This is a genomic window from Pseudomonas sp. GW823-FHT06B06 (genome assembly GCF_058795195.1).
The window spans coordinates 30,332-52,554 of the sequence record NZ_JBXAHO010000013.1 but is presented as its reverse complement, the minus strand read 5'-3'; the positions used below and the strand labels follow the sequence as shown (position 1 = coordinate 52,554).

General features: G+C 61.7%; 23 protein-coding genes. 10 read left to right on the top strand and 13 right to left on the bottom strand.

The features are described from left to right. Window positions 1-33 precede the first annotated feature (33 nt). Window positions 34-327, bottom strand: a complete 294-nt coding sequence (locus tag AC1Q8Q_RS14205; RefSeq protein WP_020797545.1) for a hypothetical protein — start codon at window positions 325-327, stop codon at window positions 34-36. Window positions 328-501: 174 nt separating this feature from the next. Here AC1Q8Q_RS14205 and AC1Q8Q_RS14200 point away from each other — a divergent pair, with 174 nt between their 5' ends. The 5 genes from AC1Q8Q_RS14200 (at window position 502) to AC1Q8Q_RS14180 (ending at window position 4,890) form a co-directional block, all read left to right on the top strand. Continuing rightward, window positions 502-804: a MazG-like family protein gene (locus AC1Q8Q_RS14200; RefSeq protein ID WP_020797544.1), complete on the top strand. Its 303-nt coding sequence runs from the start codon at window positions 502-504 to the stop codon at window positions 802-804. Further along, the gene (locus AC1Q8Q_RS14195) at window positions 804-1,553 is read left to right on the top strand and encodes a methyltransferase domain-containing protein (RefSeq protein ID WP_020797543.1); all 750 of its coding nucleotides are present in this window, start codon (window positions 804-806) and stop codon (window positions 1,551-1,553) included. Before AC1Q8Q_RS14200 ends, AC1Q8Q_RS14195 begins: the two co-directional genes overlap by 1 nt. A 12-nt stretch (window positions 1,554-1,565) precedes the next feature. After that, window positions 1,566-2,183, top strand: a complete 618-nt coding sequence (locus AC1Q8Q_RS14190; RefSeq protein WP_033044797.1) for a DUF4136 domain-containing protein — start codon at window positions 1,566-1,568, stop codon at window positions 2,181-2,183. 55 nt (window positions 2,184-2,238) lie between these two features. Then, window positions 2,239-2,799 (top strand): DUF4136 domain-containing protein, encoded by a 561-nt coding sequence (locus AC1Q8Q_RS14185; protein WP_020797541.1) that lies wholly within the window; start codon window positions 2,239-2,241, stop codon window positions 2,797-2,799. A gap of 123 nt (window positions 2,800-2,922) precedes the next feature. Beyond that, window positions 2,923-4,890, top strand: a complete 1,968-nt coding sequence (locus tag AC1Q8Q_RS14180) for a pilus assembly protein TadG-related protein (RefSeq protein WP_168757176.1) — start codon at window positions 2,923-2,925, stop codon at window positions 4,888-4,890. Here the strand turns inward: AC1Q8Q_RS14180 and AC1Q8Q_RS14175 are convergent. Together AC1Q8Q_RS14175 and AC1Q8Q_RS14170 are read right to left on the bottom strand one after the other, a co-directional pair. Then, window positions 4,860-7,622 carry a PAS domain-containing sensor histidine kinase gene (locus AC1Q8Q_RS14175; protein WP_492615169.1) on the bottom strand — a complete coding sequence of 921 codons (2,763 nt, stop codon included), beginning with the start codon at window positions 7,620-7,622 and terminating at the stop codon, window positions 4,860-4,862. The two genes, AC1Q8Q_RS14180 and AC1Q8Q_RS14175, sit on opposite strands and share 31 nt — an antisense overlap. Next, complete coding sequence (locus AC1Q8Q_RS14170) at window positions 7,619-8,059, bottom strand: TadE/TadG family type IV pilus assembly protein (RefSeq protein ID WP_020797537.1); 441 nt, start codon at window positions 8,057-8,059, stop codon at window positions 7,619-7,621. The genes AC1Q8Q_RS14175 and AC1Q8Q_RS14170 overlap by 4 nt, the downstream gene beginning before the upstream one ends. Window positions 8,060-8,133: 74 nt before the next feature. Between AC1Q8Q_RS14170 and AC1Q8Q_RS14165 the strand changes: the two genes are divergently transcribed. Both AC1Q8Q_RS14165 and AC1Q8Q_RS14160 read left to right on the top strand, forming a co-directional pair. Continuing rightward, window positions 8,134-8,607, top strand: coding sequence for an A24 family peptidase (locus AC1Q8Q_RS14165; RefSeq protein ID WP_033044794.1), 474 nt, complete (start codon window positions 8,134-8,136; stop codon window positions 8,605-8,607). A 91-nt stretch (window positions 8,608-8,698) separates the two neighbouring features. Beyond that, a complete protein-coding gene (locus AC1Q8Q_RS14160) occupies window positions 8,699-9,472 on the top strand; it encodes a response regulator transcription factor (protein ID WP_020797535.1) in 774 nt (257 codons plus the stop codon). 443 nt (window positions 9,473-9,915) lie between these two features. Here AC1Q8Q_RS14160 and AC1Q8Q_RS14155 read toward each other — a convergent pair whose 3' ends face one another. Genes AC1Q8Q_RS14155 through cpaB form a run of 8 tightly spaced genes read right to left on the bottom strand, consistent with a single transcriptional unit; the run spans window position 9,916 to window position 17,385 of the window. Then, window positions 9,916-10,191 (bottom strand): DUF3613 domain-containing protein, encoded by a 276-nt coding sequence (locus AC1Q8Q_RS14155; protein ID WP_492615168.1) that lies wholly within the window; start codon window positions 10,189-10,191, stop codon window positions 9,916-9,918. A 10-nt stretch (window positions 10,192-10,201) separates the two neighbouring features. After that, window positions 10,202-10,897 (bottom strand): hypothetical protein, encoded by a 696-nt coding sequence (locus tag AC1Q8Q_RS14150; protein WP_492615167.1) that lies wholly within the window; start codon window positions 10,895-10,897, stop codon window positions 10,202-10,204. 10 nt (window positions 10,898-10,907) lie between these two features. Further along, complete coding sequence (locus tag AC1Q8Q_RS14145) at window positions 10,908-11,798, bottom strand: type II secretion system F family protein (RefSeq protein ID WP_033044767.1); 891 nt, start codon at window positions 11,796-11,798, stop codon at window positions 10,908-10,910. Then, window positions 11,795-12,679 carry a type II secretion system F family protein gene (locus tag AC1Q8Q_RS14140; protein ID WP_020799219.1) on the bottom strand — a complete coding sequence of 295 codons (885 nt, stop codon included), beginning with the start codon at window positions 12,677-12,679 and terminating at the stop codon, window positions 11,795-11,797. The genes AC1Q8Q_RS14145 and AC1Q8Q_RS14140 overlap by 4 nt, the downstream gene beginning before the upstream one ends. Before the next feature lie 10 nt (window positions 12,680-12,689). Beyond that, window positions 12,690-13,970, bottom strand: coding sequence for a TadA family conjugal transfer-associated ATPase (locus tag AC1Q8Q_RS14135; RefSeq protein ID WP_020799218.1), 1,281 nt, complete (start codon window positions 13,968-13,970; stop codon window positions 12,690-12,692). Further along, window positions 13,967-15,154 (bottom strand): CpaE/TadZ family protein, encoded by a 1,188-nt coding sequence (locus AC1Q8Q_RS14130; RefSeq protein ID WP_020799217.1) that lies wholly within the window; start codon window positions 15,152-15,154, stop codon window positions 13,967-13,969. The genes AC1Q8Q_RS14135 and AC1Q8Q_RS14130 overlap by 4 nt, the downstream gene beginning before the upstream one ends. After that, complete coding sequence (locus AC1Q8Q_RS14125) at window positions 15,151-16,413, bottom strand: type II and III secretion system protein family protein (protein WP_168757181.1); 1,263 nt, start codon at window positions 16,411-16,413, stop codon at window positions 15,151-15,153. The genes AC1Q8Q_RS14130 and AC1Q8Q_RS14125 overlap by 4 nt, the downstream gene beginning before the upstream one ends. 21 nt (window positions 16,414-16,434) lie before the next feature. Beyond that, window positions 16,435-17,385, bottom strand: a complete 951-nt coding sequence (gene cpaB, locus AC1Q8Q_RS14120; protein ID WP_168757182.1) for a Flp pilus assembly protein CpaB — start codon at window positions 17,383-17,385, stop codon at window positions 16,435-16,437. Window positions 17,386-17,711: 326 nt separating this feature from the next. Between cpaB and AC1Q8Q_RS14115 the strand changes: the two genes are divergently transcribed. Together AC1Q8Q_RS14115 and AC1Q8Q_RS14110 are read left to right on the top strand one after the other, a co-directional pair. Continuing rightward, on the top strand, window positions 17,712-17,942 hold the full coding sequence (locus AC1Q8Q_RS14115) for a Flp family type IVb pilin (protein WP_168757183.1): 231 nt from the start codon (window positions 17,712-17,714) through the stop codon (window positions 17,940-17,942). Window positions 17,943-18,012: 70 nt separating this feature from the next. Continuing rightward, a complete protein-coding gene (locus tag AC1Q8Q_RS14110; RefSeq protein ID WP_033044770.1) occupies window positions 18,013-18,426 on the top strand; it encodes a response regulator in 414 nt (137 codons plus the stop codon). A 132-nt stretch (window positions 18,427-18,558) separates the two neighbouring features. Here AC1Q8Q_RS14110 and AC1Q8Q_RS14105 read toward each other — a convergent pair whose 3' ends face one another. Continuing rightward, on the bottom strand, window positions 18,559-19,413 hold the full coding sequence (locus AC1Q8Q_RS14105) for a MaoC family dehydratase (RefSeq protein WP_492615166.1): 855 nt from the start codon (window positions 19,411-19,413) through the stop codon (window positions 18,559-18,561). Between the two features lie 2 nt (window positions 19,414-19,415). Next, window positions 19,416-20,768 carry a 3-oxoacyl-ACP reductase gene (locus AC1Q8Q_RS14100; protein WP_020799210.1) on the bottom strand — a complete coding sequence of 451 codons (1,353 nt, stop codon included), beginning with the start codon at window positions 20,766-20,768 and terminating at the stop codon, window positions 19,416-19,418. A gap of 119 nt (window positions 20,769-20,887) precedes the next feature. Between AC1Q8Q_RS14100 and AC1Q8Q_RS14095 the strand changes: the two genes are divergently transcribed. Then, entirely contained in the window at window positions 20,888-22,165 is a 1,278-nt protein-coding gene (locus AC1Q8Q_RS14095) for an acetyl-CoA C-acetyltransferase (protein WP_492615165.1), read from the top strand. Window positions 22,166-22,223 lie beyond the last annotated feature (58 nt).

The following is a 22,223-nucleotide window of genomic DNA, read 5'->3' as shown; positions in this document are numbered from 1 at the left end:
GCGAGCAGGCTCGCTCCCACAGGGGGGGTGGGGTCAGTGCATGATCCAGCTGAGCAACCACAACCCCAGCATCAACCAGATGATCCCCATGATAAACGCGGCGTTCATGAACGCGCGAATGGCCGACCATAACAACACCAACCCGACGATCAGGGTGATGATGCTGATGATCGACGTGTCCATGCCCAGTGCCTCGGACAAGCCCTCGACAAAATGGCTGCTCGCGCGACTCACCAGTTGGAACAGACCGCTGAGGCCATCAACGATGAAGCGGATGATTGAGCCGAGGACCTGGCCAAGCCATTCGAAAAAACCTTCTACCTGCATGAAATGAACGTCCTGTCTGTAGGAGCTGCGGAGCGACGGTTCGACTTGCCGCGAATTTTCACAGGCGCCACGAATCACGCCATCGAATGATTATGGTGCAAAGACCGACAATGCTGCCAGGCACTTGCCTTCCCCCGTCATCCCCCCGAAGCTATACGTCTTCAGGAGAGCCCGATGAACCTTGTTGAACTGACCGAACGCCTGCACGCTATCCGTGATCGCAATGACTGGCGGCAATTTCACAGCCCGAAAAACCTGGCCATGGCCGCGAGTGTCGAAATGTCCGAGCTGGTGGAGATTTTCCAGTGGCTGAGCGAAGACCAGTCACGGCAGCTGCCGGCTGACAAGCTGGCCCATGCCGGGCAGGAAATCGGCGATATCGTGCTCTACCTGTTGTTGCTGTGCAGCGAACTGGGGCTGGACATGAATGACGTTGTACGCAGCAAGCTGGCGGACAGCGAGCGGAGGTTCGGCTGATGAGCGACCGTCATTTCGATCAACTGGCGACGCGTTTCGCCGAAAAAATCTACGGCGGCGCCAAAGGCGCGATTCGCCTGGCGGTGCTGCAGGCCGATCTGGCCGAAGCCCTGCCGGATCGGCCACTGCGGGTCCTGGATATTGGCGCGGGCCTGGGCCACATGTCGTTGTGGCTGGCCCAGCGTGGTCATCAGGTGACCCTGGCCGAGCCCGCCGAACCGATGCTCGAGGGCGCCCGCCAGCGCTTTGCCGATGCGGAACAGAATGCGACCTTTATCCAGGCGCCCTGGCAGGAACTGCCCGGTCAGCTCACCGAACGCTACGACCTGGTGTTGTGTCATGCCGTGCTTGAATGGCTGGCCGAACCGCACGCCATCCTGCCGGTACTGCACCAGTTGACCAAGGCCGATGGTTGGCTATCCCTGGCCTTCTACAACCGCGACGCACTGATTTATCGCAACTTGCTCAAGGGCCATTTCCGCAAGATGCGCAAGAATGACATGGCCGGCGAGAAGCAGAGCCTGACTCCGCAACAGCCCCTGGACCCACGAGAGTTGGCAGCGCAACTTGAGGGGCTGTGGCAGGTCGAAAGCCAGAGTGGCGTTCGGGTTTTTCACGATTACATGCCGGTGGAGTTCCAGGCCCGCGCTGAGCTGTCGGACCTGCTCGAAATGGAGCTGGCCCATCGGCGCCATCCAGCCTTTGCCGGGCTGGGGCGTTACTTGCACTGGATCTGTCGGCCGGTCTGATCGGAGTTCGAAATGAAAAGTCGTGCAGGGTTGCTGTTGATCTGCCTGGGCCTGGCGGCCTGCCAGGGCAGCAATCCGTACGTGGCAAGTTCCAGGCCTTTGCCGCCAGCGCCACCTCAGGCGGCCAGTACCTTTGATCGCAGCGCCTACCCGGCGCCACCGCGAGACTACGGGCGTTATCGCAGCTGGGCCTGGCTCAACGGGCAAATGCCGCCGGGCACCGCGTGGGCGGACTCGGCGCAGGTCGCCGATGCCGTCAGCAGTGCGCTGGATCAACGCGGCCTGCGGCCCCTGCGTGACAACCGGCCGGCGGATCTGTTCGTCAGCGCAGACCTGCGTTTGGAAACACGCTTGCGTCAGGTCCAGGACGATTACGGCTACTACGGCGGTTACGGCGGCTATAACCGCTATGGTTATGGCCCGGGTTACGGCATGTACGGCAGCATTCCGATTGTGCGCACTTATGAGGAACAGGTCGTGGTGGTTCACGTTGACCTGTACGACGCGCAAAACGGTGAACCGGTTTGGAGTTCGAGCGCTGAAACCAGCAACCGGGGCAGCGAGGGCGAGCGTGTCGATGCCATACGGGAGGCTGTAGAAAAGGCAATGTCGGCGTATCCTCCTAGTTAGCTTCCTGTAGTCCAGAAGCATTTCGCAGGTTCATGTCTTCTACCGGAGAATCGCCATGTTCCGCCGTCTCGCTTTACTGGCAGTGGCCGTGCTGCTCAGTGCCTGCGCCGCCAACCAGGTCAATCATGACTTCGATGCCAGCCGCGATTTTGCCGCGTATCACAGCTGGAGCTGGAAAGAACCGGCGCTGCAATACCGTCCCGATGACCCCAGAATCAAGAGCGACCTGACCGAACAGCGTGTGCGCGATTCGGTGGCCGATCAGCTCGAGCAACGTGGCCTGCGTCAGGCGGGCGCCGGCGCCAGGGGGGATGTGAATGTGCAGGCTTACCTGATAGTCGAGGATCGCCAGCAACAGGTGACGACCAACTACGGCGGCGGTTGGGGTTACCCTTGGTACGGCTACTATGGCGCACCGATGTACAACGAAACCCGCCTGGTGTCCTACAAGGTCGCGACGATCCAGATCGACCTGCTCGACGGCAAGGACGGCAAGCTGGTCTGGCGCGGCAGTGACGAACAGATGCTCAGCCGCACGCCGAATCCGACAGACCGCAGTAATGCGATACACGAAACGGTCACGAGGATTCTGGCCAACTACCCACCCCGCCGGTGAAAACACCCAATTAACACCCCCTACAGGTGGTGGCGAGTTGCCAGCAGTCACGCCATCCCTTGTCTACACTGCCTTACACCCACGGAGGTTACGTTCGGCCGTGCGCCGGCAAAGGAGTGCGCGATGTCGCCCCGCATGCAGTTTCGCGGCCCTGCCCGACAAACAGGGGCCATTGGCTTGATGGCGGCCGTTACCTTGGCGCTGGCCTTGGCGTTCATGTTGCTGGTGATCGACAGCGGCCGGCTCTACCTGGAAAAGCGCAACCTGCAGCGCATCGCCGACATGGCCGCACTTGAAGCCGCCACGCGGGGTGGTGATTGTTCCACGGGTGCGACCGCGACCAGCTATGCCACCGCCAGTGCCCAGCGCAACGGCTTCACTCTGCCCAGCGACGGGCGTGCACTGGTGGTTAGCTGCGGTGCGCTGACCCTGGATGCCAACAGCCTGCGGATATTTTCCGTCGACCCTGGCAAAAGTGAAGCGATCCAGGTCATCGCCAGCCACGTCGTGCCGCAAAGTTTTGCGGGCGGCATTGGTGCTCTGTTTGGCGGTGCCCCTGCTGGCTCGACCCTGAACCTGAAGGCCACAGCGGTCGCCGCGCTCCCGCCGCCGCTGGCAGCACTGACCATCCGCAGCACTGTGCTGACATTCGATACCAGCAAGGCAGCCATTACCAGTTTGCTGTTCGGTGGCTTGCTGGGAGGCAACGTGACGATCAATGCCGCAGGCTGGAATGGCTTGGTCAACAGCAACATCAGCCTGCTCAGCTACCTCAATCGCCTGAAAGTCGACCTCGGCCTGACCGCCGTAGGCTACGACCAGGTGCTGTCCAACAGCATCACCGTCAGCCAGTTGATCCAGGCCGCCATCAATGTCCTGGACCCCAATGGCACTCTGGCAGCGAGTGCCACGATCGTCAGCCTGAAGGCGCTGAAACTGGCTGCCGGTGCGACCAGCGTGGTGCTGGGCGACTTGCTGCACGTCGAAAGTGGCAGTGACATCTCGGCCCTGGCAGTGAACCTCAAGGCTTTCGACCTGATTGAAGGCGTCGTGCAGTTGGCCAACAAGCAGAACGGCCTGGTGGCGACCCTGCCGATCAACCTCGCGGGCCTGGCGCAGATCACTGCGCGGGTGCAGGTGATGCAGCCACCGCAATTGTCGGCCGTGGGCAATCCGAAAAAGGCGGCCCAGGCACCTTTGGGGCCTGACCGCATTTATGTTCGAACCGCCCAGGTCAAGACGTTGTTGTCCATTGACCTGCCGGTACTGGACGCCATCACGCCATTGGTCAATGCCGTACTTGACCTTGCTACGTCGCTGACCGACTTTCTGAAAGACTTGCTGGGCCTGCAACTGCACAAGTTGCTGACGTGCGGCTTGGGTGCACCGTGTGACACGACGGAAGTCAAGCTTCTGCCTCCGCCGATACGGCTCGATGTTGCTCTGGAAGCGGGCGGTGCCTGGAGTTATGTCACGGCTTACAGCTGCATAAGCTCGACGAATAAAAGCCTGACCACCAGCACCACGACCAAGCTGATCGGGCTGAAAATCGGACAGATCACCCCGGAGGATGTGTTTGGTTCCGCCACGGTCCCGCCGACCAATATCGTCAACCCGCTACAAGTCATTTATGTCGGTGTGCAAACCTGCAACCGACTGCTGTTTTTACCGGCGGTCTGCTACAACCATCGGCCGAGCGGTGGCATCGGCATCCAGGTCAATACCGCGGTAGCGCAAAACGCCAACATCCCCCACGTGTATTCCGCACCAGCTGCCGCCAACCTGCCGGAAATCAACCAGCCACCGTTTTTCTACGCCTACACCACCAACAACATCGTCAACAGCCTGAGCACCACCGTCAGCGACCTCGGCGTGAACATGTATGGGCTGTCGGGCAGCATCATCGGTGGCCTGGGCAGCCTCTTGAACGACGTCACCACCGCGCTGGTCAATGCGATCAACACCGTGCTCAGCCCGTTGCTGGATACCCTGATCAACACGCTGCTGGCGAGCCTGGGCATCGACTTGAACAAGGTCGAAGTCGGCGCCAACCTCAGCTGTCACGCCGGCCGAGCATCGCTGGTGATCTGAGCATCGGGCACGATCGGCAGCTCGATGCAAAACCGCGCGCCCTCGGCCGAGTTTCTGACGCTGAGTGTTCCCCCCATGTTCTGCACGATGCCGTAGCTCACAGACAACCCCAGCCCAGTGCCGACGCCCACCGGCTTGGTGGTGAAGAAGGGTTCGAAGATGCGTTCCAGCAAGCGCGGATCGATGCCGCCGCCGTTGTCTTCCACCCACAGCCGCACCGCGTGTTCATCGCGTTCGGTATACACCGCTATCCACGGTTTGAATTGACCGTCGGCCTCACGCTTGCCGAGCAGTGCATCCCGGGCGTTGACCATCAAGTTGATCAACACTTGTTCCAGCTGATCGACATACCCGCGTACCTGGACCGCAAAAGCGCACTCGCTGACCCGCAGTTCCACCCCTTTGCCGCGCATCCCCTCGGCCAATAGCGACAAGGTGCCGTCGATAGCCTGGGCCGGGTTGAACGGTTGCTGTTCGATGTCCGAGCGGCGGCCGAACACGCGCATGTGGTCCACCACCCGCGCTGCGCGCTGGACCTGAGCGTCGATGCGGTTGAGCTTGTCGGTCAGGTAATCGATCTGTAGGTCGCCATTGCCCAGGCGCTTGAGCACATTGATGATCGCCATGCGCATCACGTTCAGCGGCTGGTTGATTTCATGGGCCAGGCCGGTGGCCATCTCGCCCAATGTGGCCATTTTCGCGCTTTGGGTCAGCTGTTGCTGGGCGCGCCGGACTTCGGTGTTGTCGCGACCCACGGCCTGCACTTCCAGCAAGCGGCCTTGCTCGTCGAACACTCCGCGATCCGACCAGACCCACCAGGCGTGTTCCCGGCCGGGTAATTGCAGATTGATTTCCGCCGTGCTCACCGGGAATTCCGGGCTCAATTGGCTCAGGCGCTGGAGGAAGGACTCGCGCTGCTGCGCCGACATCCAGCTGCCCAGGTTAACCCCCGGCAAACCCTCGGGCGAACATTCCAGGTAGGTCGCCAGCGGCCGGTTGCCGAAGGTCAGGGTCAGGTCCGGACGGTAACGGCAGATCATGGCCGGTGAGTCCTCCACCAATATCCGGTAACGCTCCTCGCTCTGCTTGACGTGTTCGGCCGCCAGCGTCGCATCGGTGACGTCCAGCCACAGGCCGACGGCTTCCACCGGCAAACCCAGGTCATCGCGCAGCAACCTGGCTTCGTCGAGCAGCCAGTGGTAATTGCCGCGACTGTCGCGCAGCCGATAACGTGCACGTACCGAGCCTTCGCGCAACAGCAGGCGGGTGCGTTCGAAATAACGCTCGCGATCCTCGGGGTGAACGCGATCGACCAACGCCGCTCCGGCACAGTCAGCGAGCGTCCAGCCCAGCAAGGGTTGCAGGCTGTCGCTGAAAAAGGTCGGTTGCAGCGCACCTTCGACATAGCGCTGCACATAAATCACCGCAGGTGAACTGGCGATCAGATTGTCCAGCCGGGCATGCGCGGCAGCGGCGAGTTGCTCCTGGTTCTTGATGTCGCTGATGTCGAGCATGAATCCTACCAGGCGCCGTTGGTTGCCGACGCCCAAGGCCTGGCCTTGCAAGCGATACCAGGTCGGTGGAGTGTCGCCGTCGGCACGGTGCAGGCGCACGCACAACAGCAGGGGTGCGCCGTCGAGTCGCAAGTCCTGCAGGCGGCTGTGCAATTGTTCGCGATCGGCGGGGTGCACTTGGGCGAGCCAGTCCTGCAGCGGCAGACGTTCCTGGTCAAGATGCAGGGCGCGGGCCAGGGAGGGGGCCAATTGCACCTCGGTGTCGTTGAACATTTCCCACCAGCCGGTGCCGAGCAACGCCTGCAACGACTCCAGGCGCTCCAGCTGCAGGTGATGGCGATGTTCGCGCAAGCGCGCAAGCAAGGGGCCGGCGAGGGCGGCGGCAAACTGCAGCCAGTCGCGCTCGCTGACGTCCGGGGCCTGTTGATGGGCCGTGTAACAGCCACAGAGCAACCAGGCCACCACGCCTTGAGCGTCGTGATAGGGCACGGCGAAACCCTCGGTGTTGCCAAAGGTGCCTTGCAGGCGCGGGTGCTCGGCCAGGTTCAGGTGATGCGGCGTGGAGCCGTCCAGACTGTCGAGACCGGTGCCCAGGCGCTGGCCGTTGTGCCACAGGCTGGGCGTGTCAAAGCCGGCATAGTGCTGGTGAATCTGCCAGCCCTCCTGCTCATCGAGCAGCGCCAGGGCGATACAGGGGATGTGAAAGCGTTGGGCCAGCGATTGCAGTTGGTCCACCAGCACGTCGGGCAAGCGCATCAGGCTGCACAGGCGCAACTGTTCACCGATTTGCGCCGCGAGCAACTGGCACTGCTCGCGCAGGCGCGCTTGTCGGCGTTCAAGCAGCAAGTCGCCGATGTCCAGCAACTGCAGCAACCAAGTGTCGGCCATTGGCTGGACCCAGCCACGCAGGTGCAGGGGCGAGCCGCTGAGGCTGTAGAAGTCCAGGTCCAGAAGCTGACCCCGCCAATCGGCGGGAGGGCCCTCGATGGCGAGGCTGCAATGGGGCAAGAGAAAATCCAGCAGATGTGCAAGCTGTGCCGCCGGGGCTTGCTGGGCCAGCAGATGCCGCAGTGGGCCGCTCAGGTGCAACACCCGACCCTGGGCGTCGAGCTGTATCTGCAGGCCGACACTGAGTACGCTTGGGGGCTCCACGATTTCCTGGTGTGCCGGCGGGTGGCGATTGAGCAGGCGCCCGAAGAGTTTATCCCCGGCACTCAAAATTGCAGGCTCGAACTGGCGGTGAGCGTCGCCGGCAAATTCGGTATGGGGCCAATCCCCGGCAGGTTCAGAAACGGAATCACCGCGTTTAACTTTTGCGAGGGATAGTGGATGGCTACCTTCAACACGCCGCCCGTATAAGTCGTGGTCGTGTCGGTGGCGACATCGAAATTCAGCCCGGCGGGAATCCAGGCCAACTGCCGGGTCAGTTCCAGCTTGACGACGTTTTTCAGCGCAGCCTCATAGCCGGGCGTGTTCGGGTCCAGGGCCACGCTACGGCGCACGGCTTCGGCGGTCGACTGGTTGAACGACTGCATCAGCAACAGCGGCAGGCTATACGTGACAATCGCGTAGAACACGGCAAAAAAGATCACGAACACCAAGGCAAATTCAATCGCTACGGCACCTTTTTGCTTACGTGGGAGGTTGCTTTTCATGAGTGCGACTACCCTGACATCACGAGGTAATGTCAGCATAGAATCATTCCGCCATAACGGACGTTTTTTACCGGATGCAGAGCTTTGTCCTACTGATCTGGCTGACGCTATGCGCAGCGCAAGATGCCCGGCAACGGCACATCGCCAACCGCCTGACCCTGGGCGTGGGGGCGCTGGCGCTGGCGTATCTGCTATGGAGCGGAACCACCTGGATCGGCGCCCCAGCCACGCAGGGTGGCTGGGCTGCGTTGCTGGCCATGGCCTTCACCTTGCCCGGCTATGCGATGCGTCGCCTCGGTGGTGGGGACGTCAAGCTCATGACCGCCCTGGGGCTGGCGACCGATGGTCGGCACGTGCTGGGCGTGTTTATCGGTGCCGGCCTGGCCAGTGTGTGTTGGATACTGCTGGCGCCAAGAGTCTGGCTTCATATCAGTCAAGGGCTTAGAAGTCGCCTGTGTTATCTGGAGCCCGGTCTGTCAAGGAAACAGCCCTTTGCCCCTTTCTTGTTGGTGGGGCTGGTGCTGACATTCGCCTGGCTCGGCATGTGATCCGTTTTGTACAGCGGCGAAAGAGCGACTACTTTCATACAGGGGTTTCAGTAATAGGACGGTCAGTCCTTGGCCTTGCAGGGAGTTGCACGTGAACAAGCGTACTTCGGCAATAAAAGTCCTCGTGGTCGACGATCAGTCCTTGATCGTCACAGAACTTTGCGAATTTCTTGAGAGCAACGGCTACCGCTGCGTTCCCTGCGAATCCGGCCATCAGGCGATCGAACGTTTCCAACAAGACATGGACATTGGCCTGGTCCTCTGCGATTTGCACATGCCTGGCCTGGACGGCATTCAAATGGTCCAGGAACTGCAACGCCTGAGTGGTAAACACCGGGCCTTCGAAGCCATCATGCTCACCGGGCAGGCGGACAAGCAGGATGTGATCAAGGCATTGCGCGCCGGCGTTGCCGATTACTACCAGAAGCCGATTGACCTGGGTGAATTGCTCGAAGGCGTACAGCGCCAGGAAGTGGCACTGCAGGAGCGGCATAAGACGCTGCAGTTGGGGCATCTGAACCAGAAGCTGCAATACCTGTCCGAGTCGCTTGATGATCTGTACCAGGACCTGGACCGGGTTCGGCGTACACCGAATGCCTCGGGAGGGGATGCCAGCGATACCGAGCGAACCGAGATCCCGGCCATCTTCAATCAGCTGTCGCCACGCCAACTGGAGGTGGCGCGGTTGGTGGGCAAGGGGAAAACCAATTATCAGATTGCCTGCGAGTTGGGCATTACCGAGAACACGGTGAAGTTGTACGTGTCGCAGGTGCTGCGGTTGACGCATATGCATAACCGCACGCAATTGGCGTTGGCGATGACGCCGAATCATTCAGGGCTGCGGCATCGGGCGTCGACGAGCTGATCTGCGCTTTAGGCTGGTGTACATATCCAGCCCGCCAGCCGACCTGCATCTGGCGGACGTACTGGGTCCACCTGTGGGAGCGAGCCTGCTCGCGCAGACGGCCGGACAACCGACAGATCTCGTGCAGAATCCCTCAAATCCCTCGGAAACATCCGACACGCTTTTCAGGTTGTCCGTCGGACGCCTGATCACTAGCCTTTGCCTGTCACTGCAAAATCAGTGACCAGGTTTGGTCGCCCGGTTTTCCATTCCCTGGTCGACGCAACCTGCGTACGGTTCGCCACCCACTGGCTTGGTCGCAGTGATGGCGCCTACCCCCGCCCTGTAGGAGCGAGCATGCTCGCGATGAACCTGAGAACACCGAGGGGTGTCAGGTGCCCAGCGTCATCGTTCACGACCATCGCGAGCATGCTCGCTCCTACAGAGGGGGATGTGGTTTAGCGCTATTCTTGCGATCCGCTGTCCACCGATCCACCTACATCCTGATCAAAGAACTCCGGAATCTCATGCTGAAAGCTTTTCAGCCAGCGCTGCATTGCCAGTTCGCGCTCGGTGGCACTGGCGGTTTGCGGCTTGGTGGAGGCGGCGGTTTTGTTGCTTTGCAGTTGCAGCCAGCCTTCGGTTTCCTGTTGTTGTGCCGAAGCGGGGCCTGCGTCGATGGCGTGGGCGGCCAGTGGCAGGGTCAGCAAGCCGAGGCAAAAAAAGGTGGTCGATTTCATCAGGGGCTCCCTACTGAACGGCGGCGACTTGCGCGGCGATGGTCGAGCCAGGCTTGGTGGGCTGCTTGAGCTTCTCGGCGCGGGCTTGGGCCTGGGTGACTTGTGCCGGTTTCAGGCCAAGGCGGCTGACCAGCTCGGCGGCGCGGTTCCAGTCGTCCTGGTAGATCAACAGGGTCACCAGGTTCACGGCGGCCAGTTGGTCGCTTTGCTTGAGCTCGATGGCGGTGAGGAATTCGAATTTTGCGTCTTCAATGCGCAATTGATTGAGGTACACCACACCCAGGTCGTTGCGGATTTTTTCGTCGGTGGGCGCCAGCCGGGCGGCCCGTTGCAGGTGCGCCTGGGCCAGGCCATGGTCGCCTCGGGCGGCGGCGAGTTGGCCCAGGCCGTGTTCGGCTTCGGCGGCCAGGCAGCCGCCGAGCAGGCTGCGGTACAGCGGTTCGGCTTCACTGCGGTCCAGCAGACGATACACCTTGGCCTTGCGCAGGCGCACGTCGGCAACATTGTCCGGCAGGCTCTGCAGGTTGGCGAGGCTGGCGTGCAACTTGCCGTCGTTGGCCATGTCGTCGGCCAGGTTCAGCGACAGCTGTTGTTCGGCGTTCAATTTTCCGCAACTGACGGGGGTCAGGGCACTCCAGGGTGTCTGTCCGTTGCTCGCGCAACCCCCCAGCATCAGCAGACAAAAACCTGCAAACATTGCTTTCATCACGATTCCCCTAAGAAGCAAAAGCCCGGGCGAGGGCGGTGAAGCCCGGGCCCGCCAGTACGATCAACAACGCCGGGAAGAGGAACAGCATCATCACGACGGACATTTTTGCGGACATCTTGGAGATGTATTCCTGAAGGCGCGCCAGGCGCTTGTCATCGAGCAACAACTTGAGCGCCAGCAGGGATTTCATCGCACCGCCGCCCTGGTGGATCAGCTGTTGCAGGATCACGCAGGTGTCAGTGAACTCGTCGACCGCCAGCAAGCGGGTGACCTTGTGCAGTTCATCGCCCAGCTCCAGGCCCGAATCGACACGGGCCAGCACCAGGCGCAACTCCTGGGTCAATGTGGGCATCAGTTGTTTGCCTTCATTGCTCAAGACTCGCAGCGATTGCTCCACGGCCATGCCTGATTCGAACAGGATGCGCAGCAGCGGAATGAAGGTGGAGATTTCCATCGCCAGTTTTTTCTGCCGATGGTGCGCAGCAGCGGCCAGCAGACGCTTGGGCAGCAGATAACCGATACCCAGGGCGAACGCCGGGACTAGCCATGGGTGAATGACCTGGGGGAAGAACAGACCCTGCACCAATGCACTCAACGCCAGCGCCAGTACCGGGACGCCAACCTGCAAGGCGGCAAATAACGCCCGTTGCCGCGCGGTACGCCAGCCCAGGCAATTGAGCAGGGTCTGGGTTTCGTTGTCGAGCTTGACCGACTGCTGGCCGACCCGGCTGGTGCCCAGCGCCTGCAGCCATTGGCTCAAGCGGCTTTCGCCCGGCGCCTTGCCGTCCAGGCGCTGCACCACCTGGCGAGCACGATGACGCAGTTGCACCATGACGCAGATAAACAATCCCGATGCCAGCAGGAACAATAGCGAGCTCAGCAGCATGGACGCGTTCATAGGCTGCGCAACATCCGCCACAGTGCCAGGCAGCCGAACACCTGCAGGGCGAGCGCTCCCATCAGCATCGATTGCCCTGAACTGTCGTCCCACATGGTCATCAGGTACTTTGGATTGGACACCAGGAGATAGCCGGCGACTGTGACCGGCAGTAGCGCCAGGACAACCGCCGTGACTCGGGTTTCACCGGTCATGGCGCTCAGTTGGCGAGCAGCCTGTTCCCGTTCGCGGATGATCTTGATCAGGTTTTCCAGCAGTTCACTGGCGTTGCCACCGTAGCGGTGGTTGACCTTCAAGCCGAGGGCAAACAGGCGAAGTTCGTCTTTGTCGTAGAGTTCTGCGAAGTCCGAGGTGGCGTCCGGCAGACTGATGCCCATGTGCACCTGGCGCTTCACGCGGCCCAAGGCATCTTTCAGCGGATCTTCGGCGGCGTCGATGGCGCCCAATACCGCGTCGGCCAAGGTGCGCCCGGACTTCAGGCTGCGCACGCTGTGATCGAGCAATGCGGGCAATTGTTCGATCATGCGCTTGAGCCGACGCTGGTAACGCCAGTTGACATACAGGCGCAGGAGCAGGGGAGGCAACAGCAACAGGGCGAGCAACCCCGGCCAGCCGCCGCCGAAAAACCCGAGCAGGATACTCAAGCCCCACAGCGTCAGCCACACACCCAGGCGTTCGGTGGGCCGCCCGAGGCCAGCGCGCAAAAAGGCGCGATCCAGTCCCGTCCAGGATGTTTTGCGCACCACCCGCTCCGGTTGCCCCTGGCTCAGGCGTTCTAGCACGCGCCGGGTGCCGGGCTCGCGTAAGCCGCGAGTGAACAAGTGGGCCGAGAGCCCCAGCAACGCCAGGCAAACAAAGATAAGCAGCAGCGGTTTGAGCATGCCGTGGCCTTCAATACACCGAGGAAGAGAGCGCCGATTCGCGGCGCAGTTTGTCACCCGCGGGGTTGACCGCCTCGCGCATGAAACCGAAACCGCTGCGGCGGTCGAGGCGAAACAGGGTATTGGTGACGTACACGTCTTCACGAATGCCGATCACCTCGACCACTTCGCTGACGCAGCGGCGGCCATCGGGCATGCGCGTCAACTGGATCACCACGTCCAGCGCCGCGCAGATCATCTGGCGCAAGGTCCGTTCGGCAATGCTGCGACCGGTCAGGCCGACCAGGGTTTCCAGGCGCAACAACGCATCTTGCGCGTTGTTGGCGTGCACGGTGCTCATGGAGCCGTCGTGGCCGGTGTTCATCGCGGTCAGTACGTCGACCACTTCGACACCGCGGATTTCGCCGAGGATGATCCGGTCCGGGCGCATCCGCAGGGCGTTGCGAATCAGGTCGCTGGCTTTCACCTCGCCATGGCCTTCGGCATTCGGCGGTCGGGTTTCCAGACGCACCACGTGGGGGTGGCCCAGTTGCAATTCGGCGACGTCTTCGATGGTCACCAACCGTTGGTGGGGGTCGATCAACTGGCTGAGAATATTCAGCAGCGTGGTCTTGCCGGTGCCGGTGCCGCCGCTGATCAGGATGTTGCAACGCTTGCCCACGGCCTCCTGGAGGAATTCGTAGATCGCCTGGTCGATGGTTTGCATGGCCATCAGGTCGGTGCTGTTGAGCATGTCCTGGCGGAATTTTCGAATCGACAGGCACGGGCCGTCGAGCGCAATCGGTGGAATGATCGCATTGACCCGGCTGCCGTCGGGCAGGCGCGCGTCGACCATCGGCGAAGACTCGTCGAGCCGCCGGCCCAGGGGCGCGAGGATGCGCTGGATGACGCGCTCGACATGGTGCGCATCGATAAAACGCAAGTCGCTTTGATGCAGGACGCCATCGCGCTCGATGAACACGCGGTGCGGGCCGTTGACCAGGATTTCGGTGACGGCCGAATCGCGCAGCAACACTTCCAGCGGGCCGAAGCCTGTGAGTTCGTCGACGATTTCTTCGGCCAGGCGCTCCATCTCGTAGCGCGAAATCGCCAGGTGCAAGCGCGCGATGTATTCGGCCACTTTGTCGATGACGAACTGCGCCAGCACCTGGCGCGAGCCCTCCAGCAGGTTTTTCCCGGACTCCTCGATGGCATCGATGATGTAGCGGTGCAGCACCAGTTTAAGGCCGTCGTGGTCGGTATTGCCGGCCACCCCGCGGTGCGTTGCGCCGAACAGTTTTTCGCCGCTCATGGCGTACCTCTCAAACGGCTGAACCAGGACTTGGGCTTGGCCAGGCTTTCGGAGCGTTTGGCCAAGCGTTCGCCGAGGTTGCGCAGGCTTTGGGTGAGCACTTCCCGGGGGGCCAGTTCGAACAGGGTGACGCCCTGGTTCTTGGCGTTCAAACGGACTTCGGGGCTGTAGGCGAGGGTGGCGATGATTTCCATGCCGAAGCTTTTGCTCAAGGCCTCGGAGTCTGGCGCGACGCTACGCAGGTAGCGATCCACCAGCAGCGTGGCGTGATCGAGTTTCATGCCTTTTTCGCGCCACAGATTCAGTACCGCCAGGTTGCGGCGGCAGTCGAGCACGTTCTGGTCGGTGTACCACAGCAGCTTGTCGCAATGGCTGACGAAGGTGCGCAAGGCTTCGCTGTCGGGCTGGCCGGTGAGGTTCACGACGATGTGCTGGAAGTGCTGGCGCAGCGCGCTGAGCAGCATGTACAGCTCGGCGGCGCTGGTGTGTTCCAGCGGTTCATCCTGGGTGGCATAGGCAAGGATCCGCAGCCCGGCTTCGCAACGGGTGAAGGCGCTGTCGATCAGGGTGGCGTCGAGACGGCGCAAGTTGCGCAGGGCATCGCCGAAATGAAACGAACTCTCCAGGCCCAGCAAGGCCAGGCTGTCCCCCCGGGGCAGGCCGAGGTCGAGCAGCAGCGTTTGCTGACCGCTTTTTTGCACCACCTGTGCCATGTGGTTGGCCAACAGTGCGCCGTCGGCATTGCTCTGCACGCCGTACAGGACGGTGAGGCCGCCCAGGTGAGTATTGGGCACCACCGGTGGCAGGCGTTTACTCTGGCGCCGCACCAGCCCGGCGACTTCACTGGAGCGCGAGCCATAGGCCACGAAGTCCCGGGCCCCGGCGCGCATGGCATTGAGTACGAGCTGGTTGTCCATGCCGTCGCCCAGCGCGACGATAGCCAGCCTTGGCTTGGCTTCCAGAGCGCCTTCAATCAGTGCGCACTGGGCCACCACATGCTCACGGTCCAGGCCCACGAACACCAGGCTGGCCAGTGTCACGTCCACCAGCGCCAGCAGTTCGTCGAGGCTGCCGCCACCGGCGCTGACCACTTGGCCCAAGGGGGCGAGCGCGCCTTGCAACCATTCAAGGTCGGTGCTGTTACGCGTGATCGCGAGGAAGGTCTGGCTCAGGTTCTGGCTCATTGCGATAGCCCGCTGCGTTTATCGAAGTCGCCGTTTTCGAGGAAGTACAGGCGGTACCAGTTGGGGTCGTAATTGCGGAGTTTTTCCCCCGGCAGCGACGGCAGTTGCGCATTCGCCGCCAACGGCTGCACCAGGTGCGGCGTGACGATCATCAGCAGTTCCCGTTCTTCGCGATTGATCGAGGAGCTGCGAAAGAACGCGCCGAGGATCGGGATATCGCCCAGTCCCGGAAACTTGTCCACCTGCGAGGTGTTTTGTGTACTGATCAGGCCACTGATGACGAAGCTTTCGCCATCGGCCAGGGAGATGCTGGTGTCGGTACGGCGAATGGTGAACGCCGGCACTGTGGTGCCGCCGATGGTCACGGCGTTGTTGTAATCCAGTTCGCTGACTTCCGGAGCGACCTTGAGGGCGATCTGGTCGTTACTGACCACCGTTGGCGTGAGCGTCAGGCGGATGCCGAATTCCTTGTATTCGATGGAGTAGCTGTTGCTGTTGGCGCTGGGAATCGGGATAGGGATTTCACCGCCCGCCAGGAAGCTTGCGCTTTGTCCGCTGATCGCCACCAGGCTCGGTCGCGCCAGGGTGTAGGCAAAACCACTGCTTTCCATGGCATTGATGATGGCCAGGAAGTTGCCGCCGCCGGCGACGATGTTGAACATGTCGTTGGCCAGCGGAATGCTCGGCACGGCAATCCGCGGGTCAAGGTTGCGCAGCGGGAACACCCGCGGTGTCACTGCAGTATTGGGGACGGTACCGGGAGAGCCGAACAGGAAATTCGAATTTTTGCCGTAGATCGAAGTACTGGCTTCCTTCAGCTTGGTACGACTGACTTCGACGAAGCGGATGTCGGTCTGCACTTGCGATGGCAGCAGCGGGTCATCGGAGGGTGACTGTCTGGCGCTGGTCATGGCTGCCGTCGCCCGGCCCTGGACGAACACCATGCTTTGGCGCGGCGCGCTGGCACAGGCGGTCCAGACCATCAGGCTGGTGGCACCGGCGCCCATGCCGGTGAGCAGGAATGCCTGGTTGCCATTGACTCGCACGTCGGCGATTTTCGGGTCACCCACTGCGATCCGGGTGATTGCCACGGGCGATTGCACTTCCTGTTGCAGGCCTTCGCCCACTTCCAGCACCGCTGGCAAGGGGCCCAGCGCTGCACAATTACCGTTGGCAGCCATGACTGTCGTCACCGGCATGCCGCTCAGCAAGGTGGCCCAGATCAAGCCGTTCAAAAACGGCGTACTACGTCTGCGCATTAAAGCGTTTCCTTGCTCGATTCAGGGGGACTTTGGCGTGGTTTCGTTGCCGCGGATGACTTCCACACCCGACCGGCGCGGCGCGACTGCGTTACTGGCAACCAGCTGTTTGGGCGGCGCTGTCATGGCCAGCTGGTTGAACTGGATCAAGTCGCGATTGGCGTTGGCGAGGTTGGCTGCGGAATCGCGCTCACCGGCCCAGTAACGCGCCAGGCGTTTTTCCTCGGCGCTGCGCACCGCCAGGCGCAGCACCCCGGCCTGGGTGGCGAGCATCAAGCGGCTCACCAGTGGTTCGGGAACGGCGAGCAGCACGGTACGGGCACTGGCGCGCTGTTGCTCCTGCCGGAGTTTTTCATCGTTGCCCTGGGCCGGGCTGGAGGGCTGGCCGTCGTTGGTCAGGCCCATTTGCTCGCCCACCGCCAGTACACGCAAGGCCGGGACCGCGAGCTGGGCCGAGGGCTGGAGATTAAGGGTGTCCATGCGCAAGAACAGCAGCACGTCGACATAGTCCCCCGGGGTCAATTGACCGCCAGCGTTGATCACTTCATCCACGGCAACGGCGAGCGCGCGCTCATCGGGCCGAATCATCCGCGCCAGCTTGCCGCCGCCTTCGAAACTCTCGTCGTTGAGCCAGCTGCCGGCGCTCAGGGCGCGCCAGGGCGTACGGCCGATGGCTTGATCGAGGCGGGTCAGGCTGCCGGCCGGGACGGTTCGCAGTTTTTCAACGACCACGTCGGCGGCAGTGATTTGCACAAACGGCGCGATGTCATGCAGCAACACCACGATCGGTTGGCGCGTGTCCTCTTCTGGTTGGACAACAGGTGCAGGGTTGCTGAGGGACGTGGGGGCGATGGCGGCTTGCGCAACGGGAGTGGCGGTCGGTTCACGCGTCAAGGTGAAGCCCCAGTAACCGGCAATGACCGCACCCGCCAGGGACAGTCCCGCTAGGCCAAGAATGACACGACTGTTCATGACGGCGCTTCCCTTCTTTCCTGCTGCACAAAGAACTCGTTCCGCAACGAGACAACTTCGCAATCAGGTAGCTATGAACATGGAACTATTTCGCTATTGGAAGGTAGCGCAGCTAGAGCAAAACGCCATTACCCGGGGAAAATTTTCTAACGAAAAATCGACGACCAGCTCAATTCAAAGGTTTTTTGACGTCAACAAAGCGATTAATACTTTCGTGTTAATGCGTTTTTACAGTTGTTTGGTGGAGGAATGCCGACAATGCTGATGCTGGCACAGGGGAATCATGTTGCGTCGGTGCAACACTCGGTGTCGTCGAGGAGAACGTCATGTCTTTCGCCAAGCTGGTTCAGAAGGTCAAATCCGAAATCGCTTTTTACAAAGGGCTGGCCAAGGATACCGAGGGAGCGTCGGGTATCGAGTACGCCATCGTCGCTGCCATGGTCGCGGTGGTGATTGCCGGGCTCAGTGGCGGTATGGGTACGACGATCACCACAATCTTTGGAAAAATCACCTCTGCAATGGTGGGTGCCCCCACCGGTGGTGGCGGCGGAAGTTAAGGTGACCGTCACTTGCTAATGCACAAGGTGGGTTCTAATGTCAGCGCTTAGTCTATTCCAGGTGTTGCCTATGAACGTTTCCGCACTGCCGCGCCAACAGCTTCTCTTGGTCGATGACGAAGAGGATGCGTTGCTTGAGCTGGCGGAATTGCTGGAGGGTGAAGGTTTCAATTGTTTCACCGCGACCTCGGTCAAGCTGGCGCTGCAGCACCTGACGCGCAATCCGGATATAGCGCTGGTCATCACCGACCTGCGCATGCCGGAGGAGAGCGGGATGTCGTTGATCAAGCGCTTGCGCGAGCACACGGCGCGCCAGCATTTGCCGGTGATCGTGATGTCCGGGCATGCCGACATGGAGGATGTCAGTGACATGCTGCGGTTGCAGGTGCTGGACCTGTTTCGCAAGCCGATCTATCACGTGCGGTTGCTGGAGACGCTCAATAACCTGTTCCCGCAGCCGCTGGGAGAGTTTGGCAGGCACTAAGTAGCTTGGTAAACGCATTGCCCTGTAGGAGCTGCCGCAGGCTGCGATCTTTTGATCTTCCCGGGGGCAAAACAAGATCAAAAGATTGCAGCCTGCGGCAGCTCCTACAGGAGCGAGGTACATTCGCCAGGGTCAGGCAATCGGTCGCCAGTGACCAACCATGTGCTCCAGATCACCAGCCCCGACCAGTTGCAGATCCCCACTGGAACCTGCGGCGCTGGCCAGTAATGTCACCTCGCTGGGCAGGCGCACCGGCTTTTTGAATTGCACCACGATCTCGACGTTCGCGGCCGGCAGATGCTCGGCGAGGGCGGCCAGGGTGCGGGCCTTGTTCCATAAACCATGGGCAATCGCCGATGGAAAACCGAACATTTTGGCGCTGGCAGCACTCAAGTGAATCGGGTTGTAGTCGCCCGATACCTTGGCGTATTGCCGGCCGATGTCCGCGGGCGCTGTCCATTGGGCAACTTGCGTCAGTGCCAGCGTCGAGGCCAGTACCTCCTCGACGGGCTCGCCTTCAAGCTTCACGCCCCGGCACAGCATCTGGCTTTGCGCCTCCCAGAGCGGTCCCAATTGATCATCCAGCGTCGTCACCAGATCGAAGGTCGCGCCCTTCGCATGGGGTTGCAGGTTCTCCACGCACACGCCGGCCCGCACCCGATGGACTCCGCCCATGGGCCGCAACACGCGGATGCGATTGCTCAGGTGAATCAGCCCCAGCAGCGGGAACGGAAAGTCCCGGGCGGTGAGCAATTGCATCTGCAAGGCGAATGCAAGGATGTGCGGGTAGGTGGGTGGCAGCAGGCTGTTGTCGGCGAAGCCGCAGACCTTGCGATAGGCCGCCAGGCGCTTTGGGTCGACATCGAGCCAGCAGCGCAAACCCGAATGGGGCAGGGTGGTGCCGGTGATTTTGCGCCGCGTCGCCGCCTGCACATACAGCCCCGGCAGGCTGGGTTCGCGGTTGAGTGTGTGCCAGTCGATGATCATGCCTAGGCCCCCAGAACGCTTTGCCCGCAGACACGCAATGCCTGGCCGGTGAATGCGCCCGTGCCGGGTTGCGCGAGCCAGGCCACTGCTTCGGCGACGTCTTGCGGCAGGCCACCCTGGCCCAGTGAGCTCATGCGTCGCCCGGCTTCGCGCAGGCCGAATGGAATGTGCGCGGTCATTTGCGTTTCGATGAAACCCGGGGCTACGGCGTTGATGCTGATGCCCCGCCCATGCAACAGCGGCGCCCAGGCCTGTGCCAGGCCAATCAGCCCGGCCTTGCTCGCCGCGTAGTTGGTTTGTCCGCGATTGCCCGCGATGCCGCTGATCGACGCCAGCAGGATCACCCGGCCATTGTCGCGCAGGGTGCCGCTATCGAGCAGGGCCTTGGTCAGCACTTGCGGGGCGTTGAGGTTGACGGCGAGCACTGCGTCCCAGAACTCCGGCGTCATGTTGGCCAGGGTTTTGTCCCGGGTGATGCCGGCGTTGTGCACCACGATGTCGATGCCGTCGGGCAACTGTTCCACCAACTCCGTCGCCGCATTCTCGGCGCAGATGTCCAGCGTGATACCACGCCCGCCGAGGCGTGCGGCGAGGGCGTCGAGATCGGTCCTGGCCGGGGGCACGTCGAGCAGGATGACTTCGGCACCGTCACGGGCCAGGGTTTCGGCGATGGCGGCGCCGATGCCACGCGCAGCGCCGGTGACCAGCGCCTTGCGCCCGGCCAGCGGCCGCGTCCAGTCCGTCACCTGGGTGTCGCAGGCCTGCAGGCCAATCACTTGCCCGGACACGAAGGCGCTTTTCGGTGAGAGGAAAAACCGTAGCGGTCCTTCCAGTTGATCCTCGGCACCCTCGCCAACGTGGATCAGCTGCAAAGTGCCACCGCTGCGCAGTTCCTTGGCCAGCGAGCGACTGAAACCTTCGAGGGCGCGCTGGGTGCTGGCGGCGAATGGGTCGCTCAAGGTCCGCGGGTCACGCCCCAGGATCACCAGGTGTGCACTGTGGTCGAGATTTTTCATCAGTGGCTGGAAGAATTCGCGCAGTTGCTTGAGCTGGTCGGTTTGCACAAGATCACTGGCATCGAATACCACCCCCTTTAGTTTCGGGCCGTGTCCGGGAATCCACGCGGCCGCCATCGAGGGATCGGTGCCGTAGGTGTAGATCGCGTCCGTCAGGCGGTTGGCGAAGGCGCTGACCTTTTCCGCCAATGGGCCGCCGCCAATCAGCAAAGCGCCTTCGACAGGGCGCAATCGGCCCGCTTGCCAGCGTTCCAGGCGTACCGGTGAAGGCAGGCCCATGGCACCGACCAGTCGATGGCCGATGGACGAATTGGCGAAGTCGATATAGCGGTCGGACATGGAACGCGCTCCAGCAGATGAGGTTCAAAGTGTGGACCATGAATGGCAATCAGTCGTTCGATTCACTGGAAAAGGCCTACGCTTGCGGGTAATGGCCTTCACAGAATAGGAAGCTTTTCATGACTCAGCTGCGTCGCGTCGCGATTATCGGCGGTAACCGGATACCCTTCGCTCGATCCAACGGGCCGTACGCCACCGCCAGTAACCAGGCCATGCTCACGGCCACGCTCGAAGGCCTGATCGAACGCTACAACCTGCATGGCCTGCGCCTTGGCGAAGTGGTCACCGGGGCCGTCCTCAAGTTGCCGCGGGACATGGCCCTGACGCGCGAGTGCGTGCTCGGTTCGCGACTGTCGCCCGCTACTCCGGCCTACGACATCCAGCAAGCTTGTGGCACCGGACTTGAAGCGGCGCTGCTGGTGGCTAACAAAATTGCCTTGGGACAAATCGACAGCGCCATTGCCGGTGGCGTCGATACCACCTCGGACGCGCCGATCAGTGTCAGCGACGGGTTGCGCAAGATTCTGCTGCAAGCCTATCGGGCCAACACGACCATTGAAAAACTCAAGCCCTTCCTGCAGTTGCGCCCCTGGCACCTGATCCCGGAGTTCCCGCGCAATGGCGAGCCGCGCACCGGAATGTCCATGGGCGAGCATTGCGAGTTGATGGCGCAGACCTGGAACATTCCTCGCGAAGAGCAGGATCAGCTGACGCTGCTGAGCCATCAGAATCTTGACGCGTCCTATGCCGAAGGTTGGCAAAATGATTTGATGACGCCGTTTCTTGGCCTCACTCGCGACAACAATTTGCGCCCTGACCTGACCCTCGAAAAACTCGCCTCACTCAAGCCCGTTTTCGAAAAAAGCGCAAAAGGCACCCTGACTCCCGGTAACTCCACGCCGCTGACCGATGGCGCCTCGCTAGTGCTGCTAGGCAGTGAGGAATGGGCGCAAGCACGTGGCTTGCCGATCCTGGCCTACCTGCGCGATGGCGAGACAGCGGCAGTGGATTTCGTCAATGGCGCCGAGGGCTTGTTGATGGCGCCGGTGTATGCCGTGCCAAGGTTGCTGGCGCGCAATGGCCTGACCTTGCAGGACTTCGATTACTACGAAATCCATGAAGCGTTCGCCGCGCAAGTGCTCTGCACCTTGAAGGCCTGGGAAGACCCCGAGTACTGCAAGACCCGCCTGGGCCTCGACGCGCCGCTGGGGTCCATCGACCGCAGCAAGCTCAATGTCAAAGGCAGTTCACTGGCGGCCGGGCACCCGTTTGCGGCCACGGGCGGTCGCATCCTCGCCAACCTGGCCAAGTTGCTTGATGCGGCGGGGAAGGGGCGTGGGCTTATCTCGATCTGCGCCGCAGGCGGCCAGGGGGTAACCGCCATCATCGAACGTTAACGATACCTGTAGGAGCCGGCTTGCTGGCGATGGCGATCCCACGGACGCCATCGCCAGC

Coding starts and splice junctions, on each gene's coding strand:
- AC1Q8Q_RS14170 (WP_020797537.1), bottom strand. CDS start 8,059: ATGAAAAGCAACCTCCCACGTAAGCAAAAAGGTGCCGTAGCGATTGAA.
- AC1Q8Q_RS14130 (WP_020799217.1), bottom strand. CDS start 15,154: ATGAGCCAGAACCTGAGCCAGACCTTCCTCGCGATCACGCGTAACAGC.
- AC1Q8Q_RS14185 (WP_020797541.1), top strand. CDS start 2,239: ATGTTCCGCCGTCTCGCTTTACTGGCAGTGGCCGTGCTGCTCAGTGCC.
- AC1Q8Q_RS14125 (WP_168757181.1), bottom strand. CDS start 16,413: ATGCGCAGACGTAGTACGCCGTTTTTGAACGGCTTGATCTGGGCCACC.
- AC1Q8Q_RS14110 (WP_033044770.1), top strand. CDS start 18,013: ATGAACGTTTCCGCACTGCCGCGCCAACAGCTTCTCTTGGTCGATGAC.
- AC1Q8Q_RS14095 (WP_492615165.1), top strand. CDS start 20,888: ATGACTCAGCTGCGTCGCGTCGCGATTATCGGCGGTAACCGGATACCC.
- AC1Q8Q_RS14150 (WP_492615167.1), bottom strand. CDS start 10,897: ATGAAAGCAATGTTTGCAGGTTTTTGTCTGCTGATGCTGGGGGGTTGC.
- AC1Q8Q_RS14135 (WP_020799218.1), bottom strand. CDS start 13,970: ATGAGCGGCGAAAAACTGTTCGGCGCAACGCACCGCGGGGTGGCCGGC.
- AC1Q8Q_RS14180 (WP_168757176.1), top strand. CDS start 2,923: ATGTCGCCCCGCATGCAGTTTCGCGGCCCTGCCCGACAAACAGGGGCC.
- cpaB (WP_168757182.1), bottom strand. CDS start 17,385: ATGAACAGTCGTGTCATTCTTGGCCTAGCGGGACTGTCCCTGGCGGGT.
- AC1Q8Q_RS14115 (WP_168757183.1), top strand. CDS start 17,712: ATGTCTTTCGCCAAGCTGGTTCAGAAGGTCAAATCCGAAATCGCTTTT.
- AC1Q8Q_RS14165 (WP_033044794.1), top strand. CDS start 8,134: ATGCAGAGCTTTGTCCTACTGATCTGGCTGACGCTATGCGCAGCGCAA.
- AC1Q8Q_RS14200 (WP_020797544.1), top strand. CDS start 502: ATGAACCTTGTTGAACTGACCGAACGCCTGCACGCTATCCGTGATCGC.
- AC1Q8Q_RS14195 (WP_020797543.1), top strand. CDS start 804: ATGAGCGACCGTCATTTCGATCAACTGGCGACGCGTTTCGCCGAAAAA.
- AC1Q8Q_RS14140 (WP_020799219.1), bottom strand. CDS start 12,679: ATGCTCAAACCGCTGCTGCTTATCTTTGTTTGCCTGGCGTTGCTGGGG.
- AC1Q8Q_RS14100 (WP_020799210.1), bottom strand. CDS start 20,768: ATGTCCGACCGCTATATCGACTTCGCCAATTCGTCCATCGGCCATCGA.
- AC1Q8Q_RS14105 (WP_492615166.1), bottom strand. CDS start 19,413: ATGATCATCGACTGGCACACACTCAACCGCGAACCCAGCCTGCCGGGG.
- AC1Q8Q_RS14190 (WP_033044797.1), top strand. CDS start 1,566: ATGAAAAGTCGTGCAGGGTTGCTGTTGATCTGCCTGGGCCTGGCGGCC.
- AC1Q8Q_RS14205 (WP_020797545.1), bottom strand. CDS start 327: ATGCAGGTAGAAGGTTTTTTCGAATGGCTTGGCCAGGTCCTCGGCTCA.
- AC1Q8Q_RS14145 (WP_033044767.1), bottom strand. CDS start 11,798: ATGAACGCGTCCATGCTGCTGAGCTCGCTATTGTTCCTGCTGGCATCG.
- AC1Q8Q_RS14155 (WP_492615168.1), bottom strand. CDS start 10,191: ATGAAATCGACCACCTTTTTTTGCCTCGGCTTGCTGACCCTGCCACTG.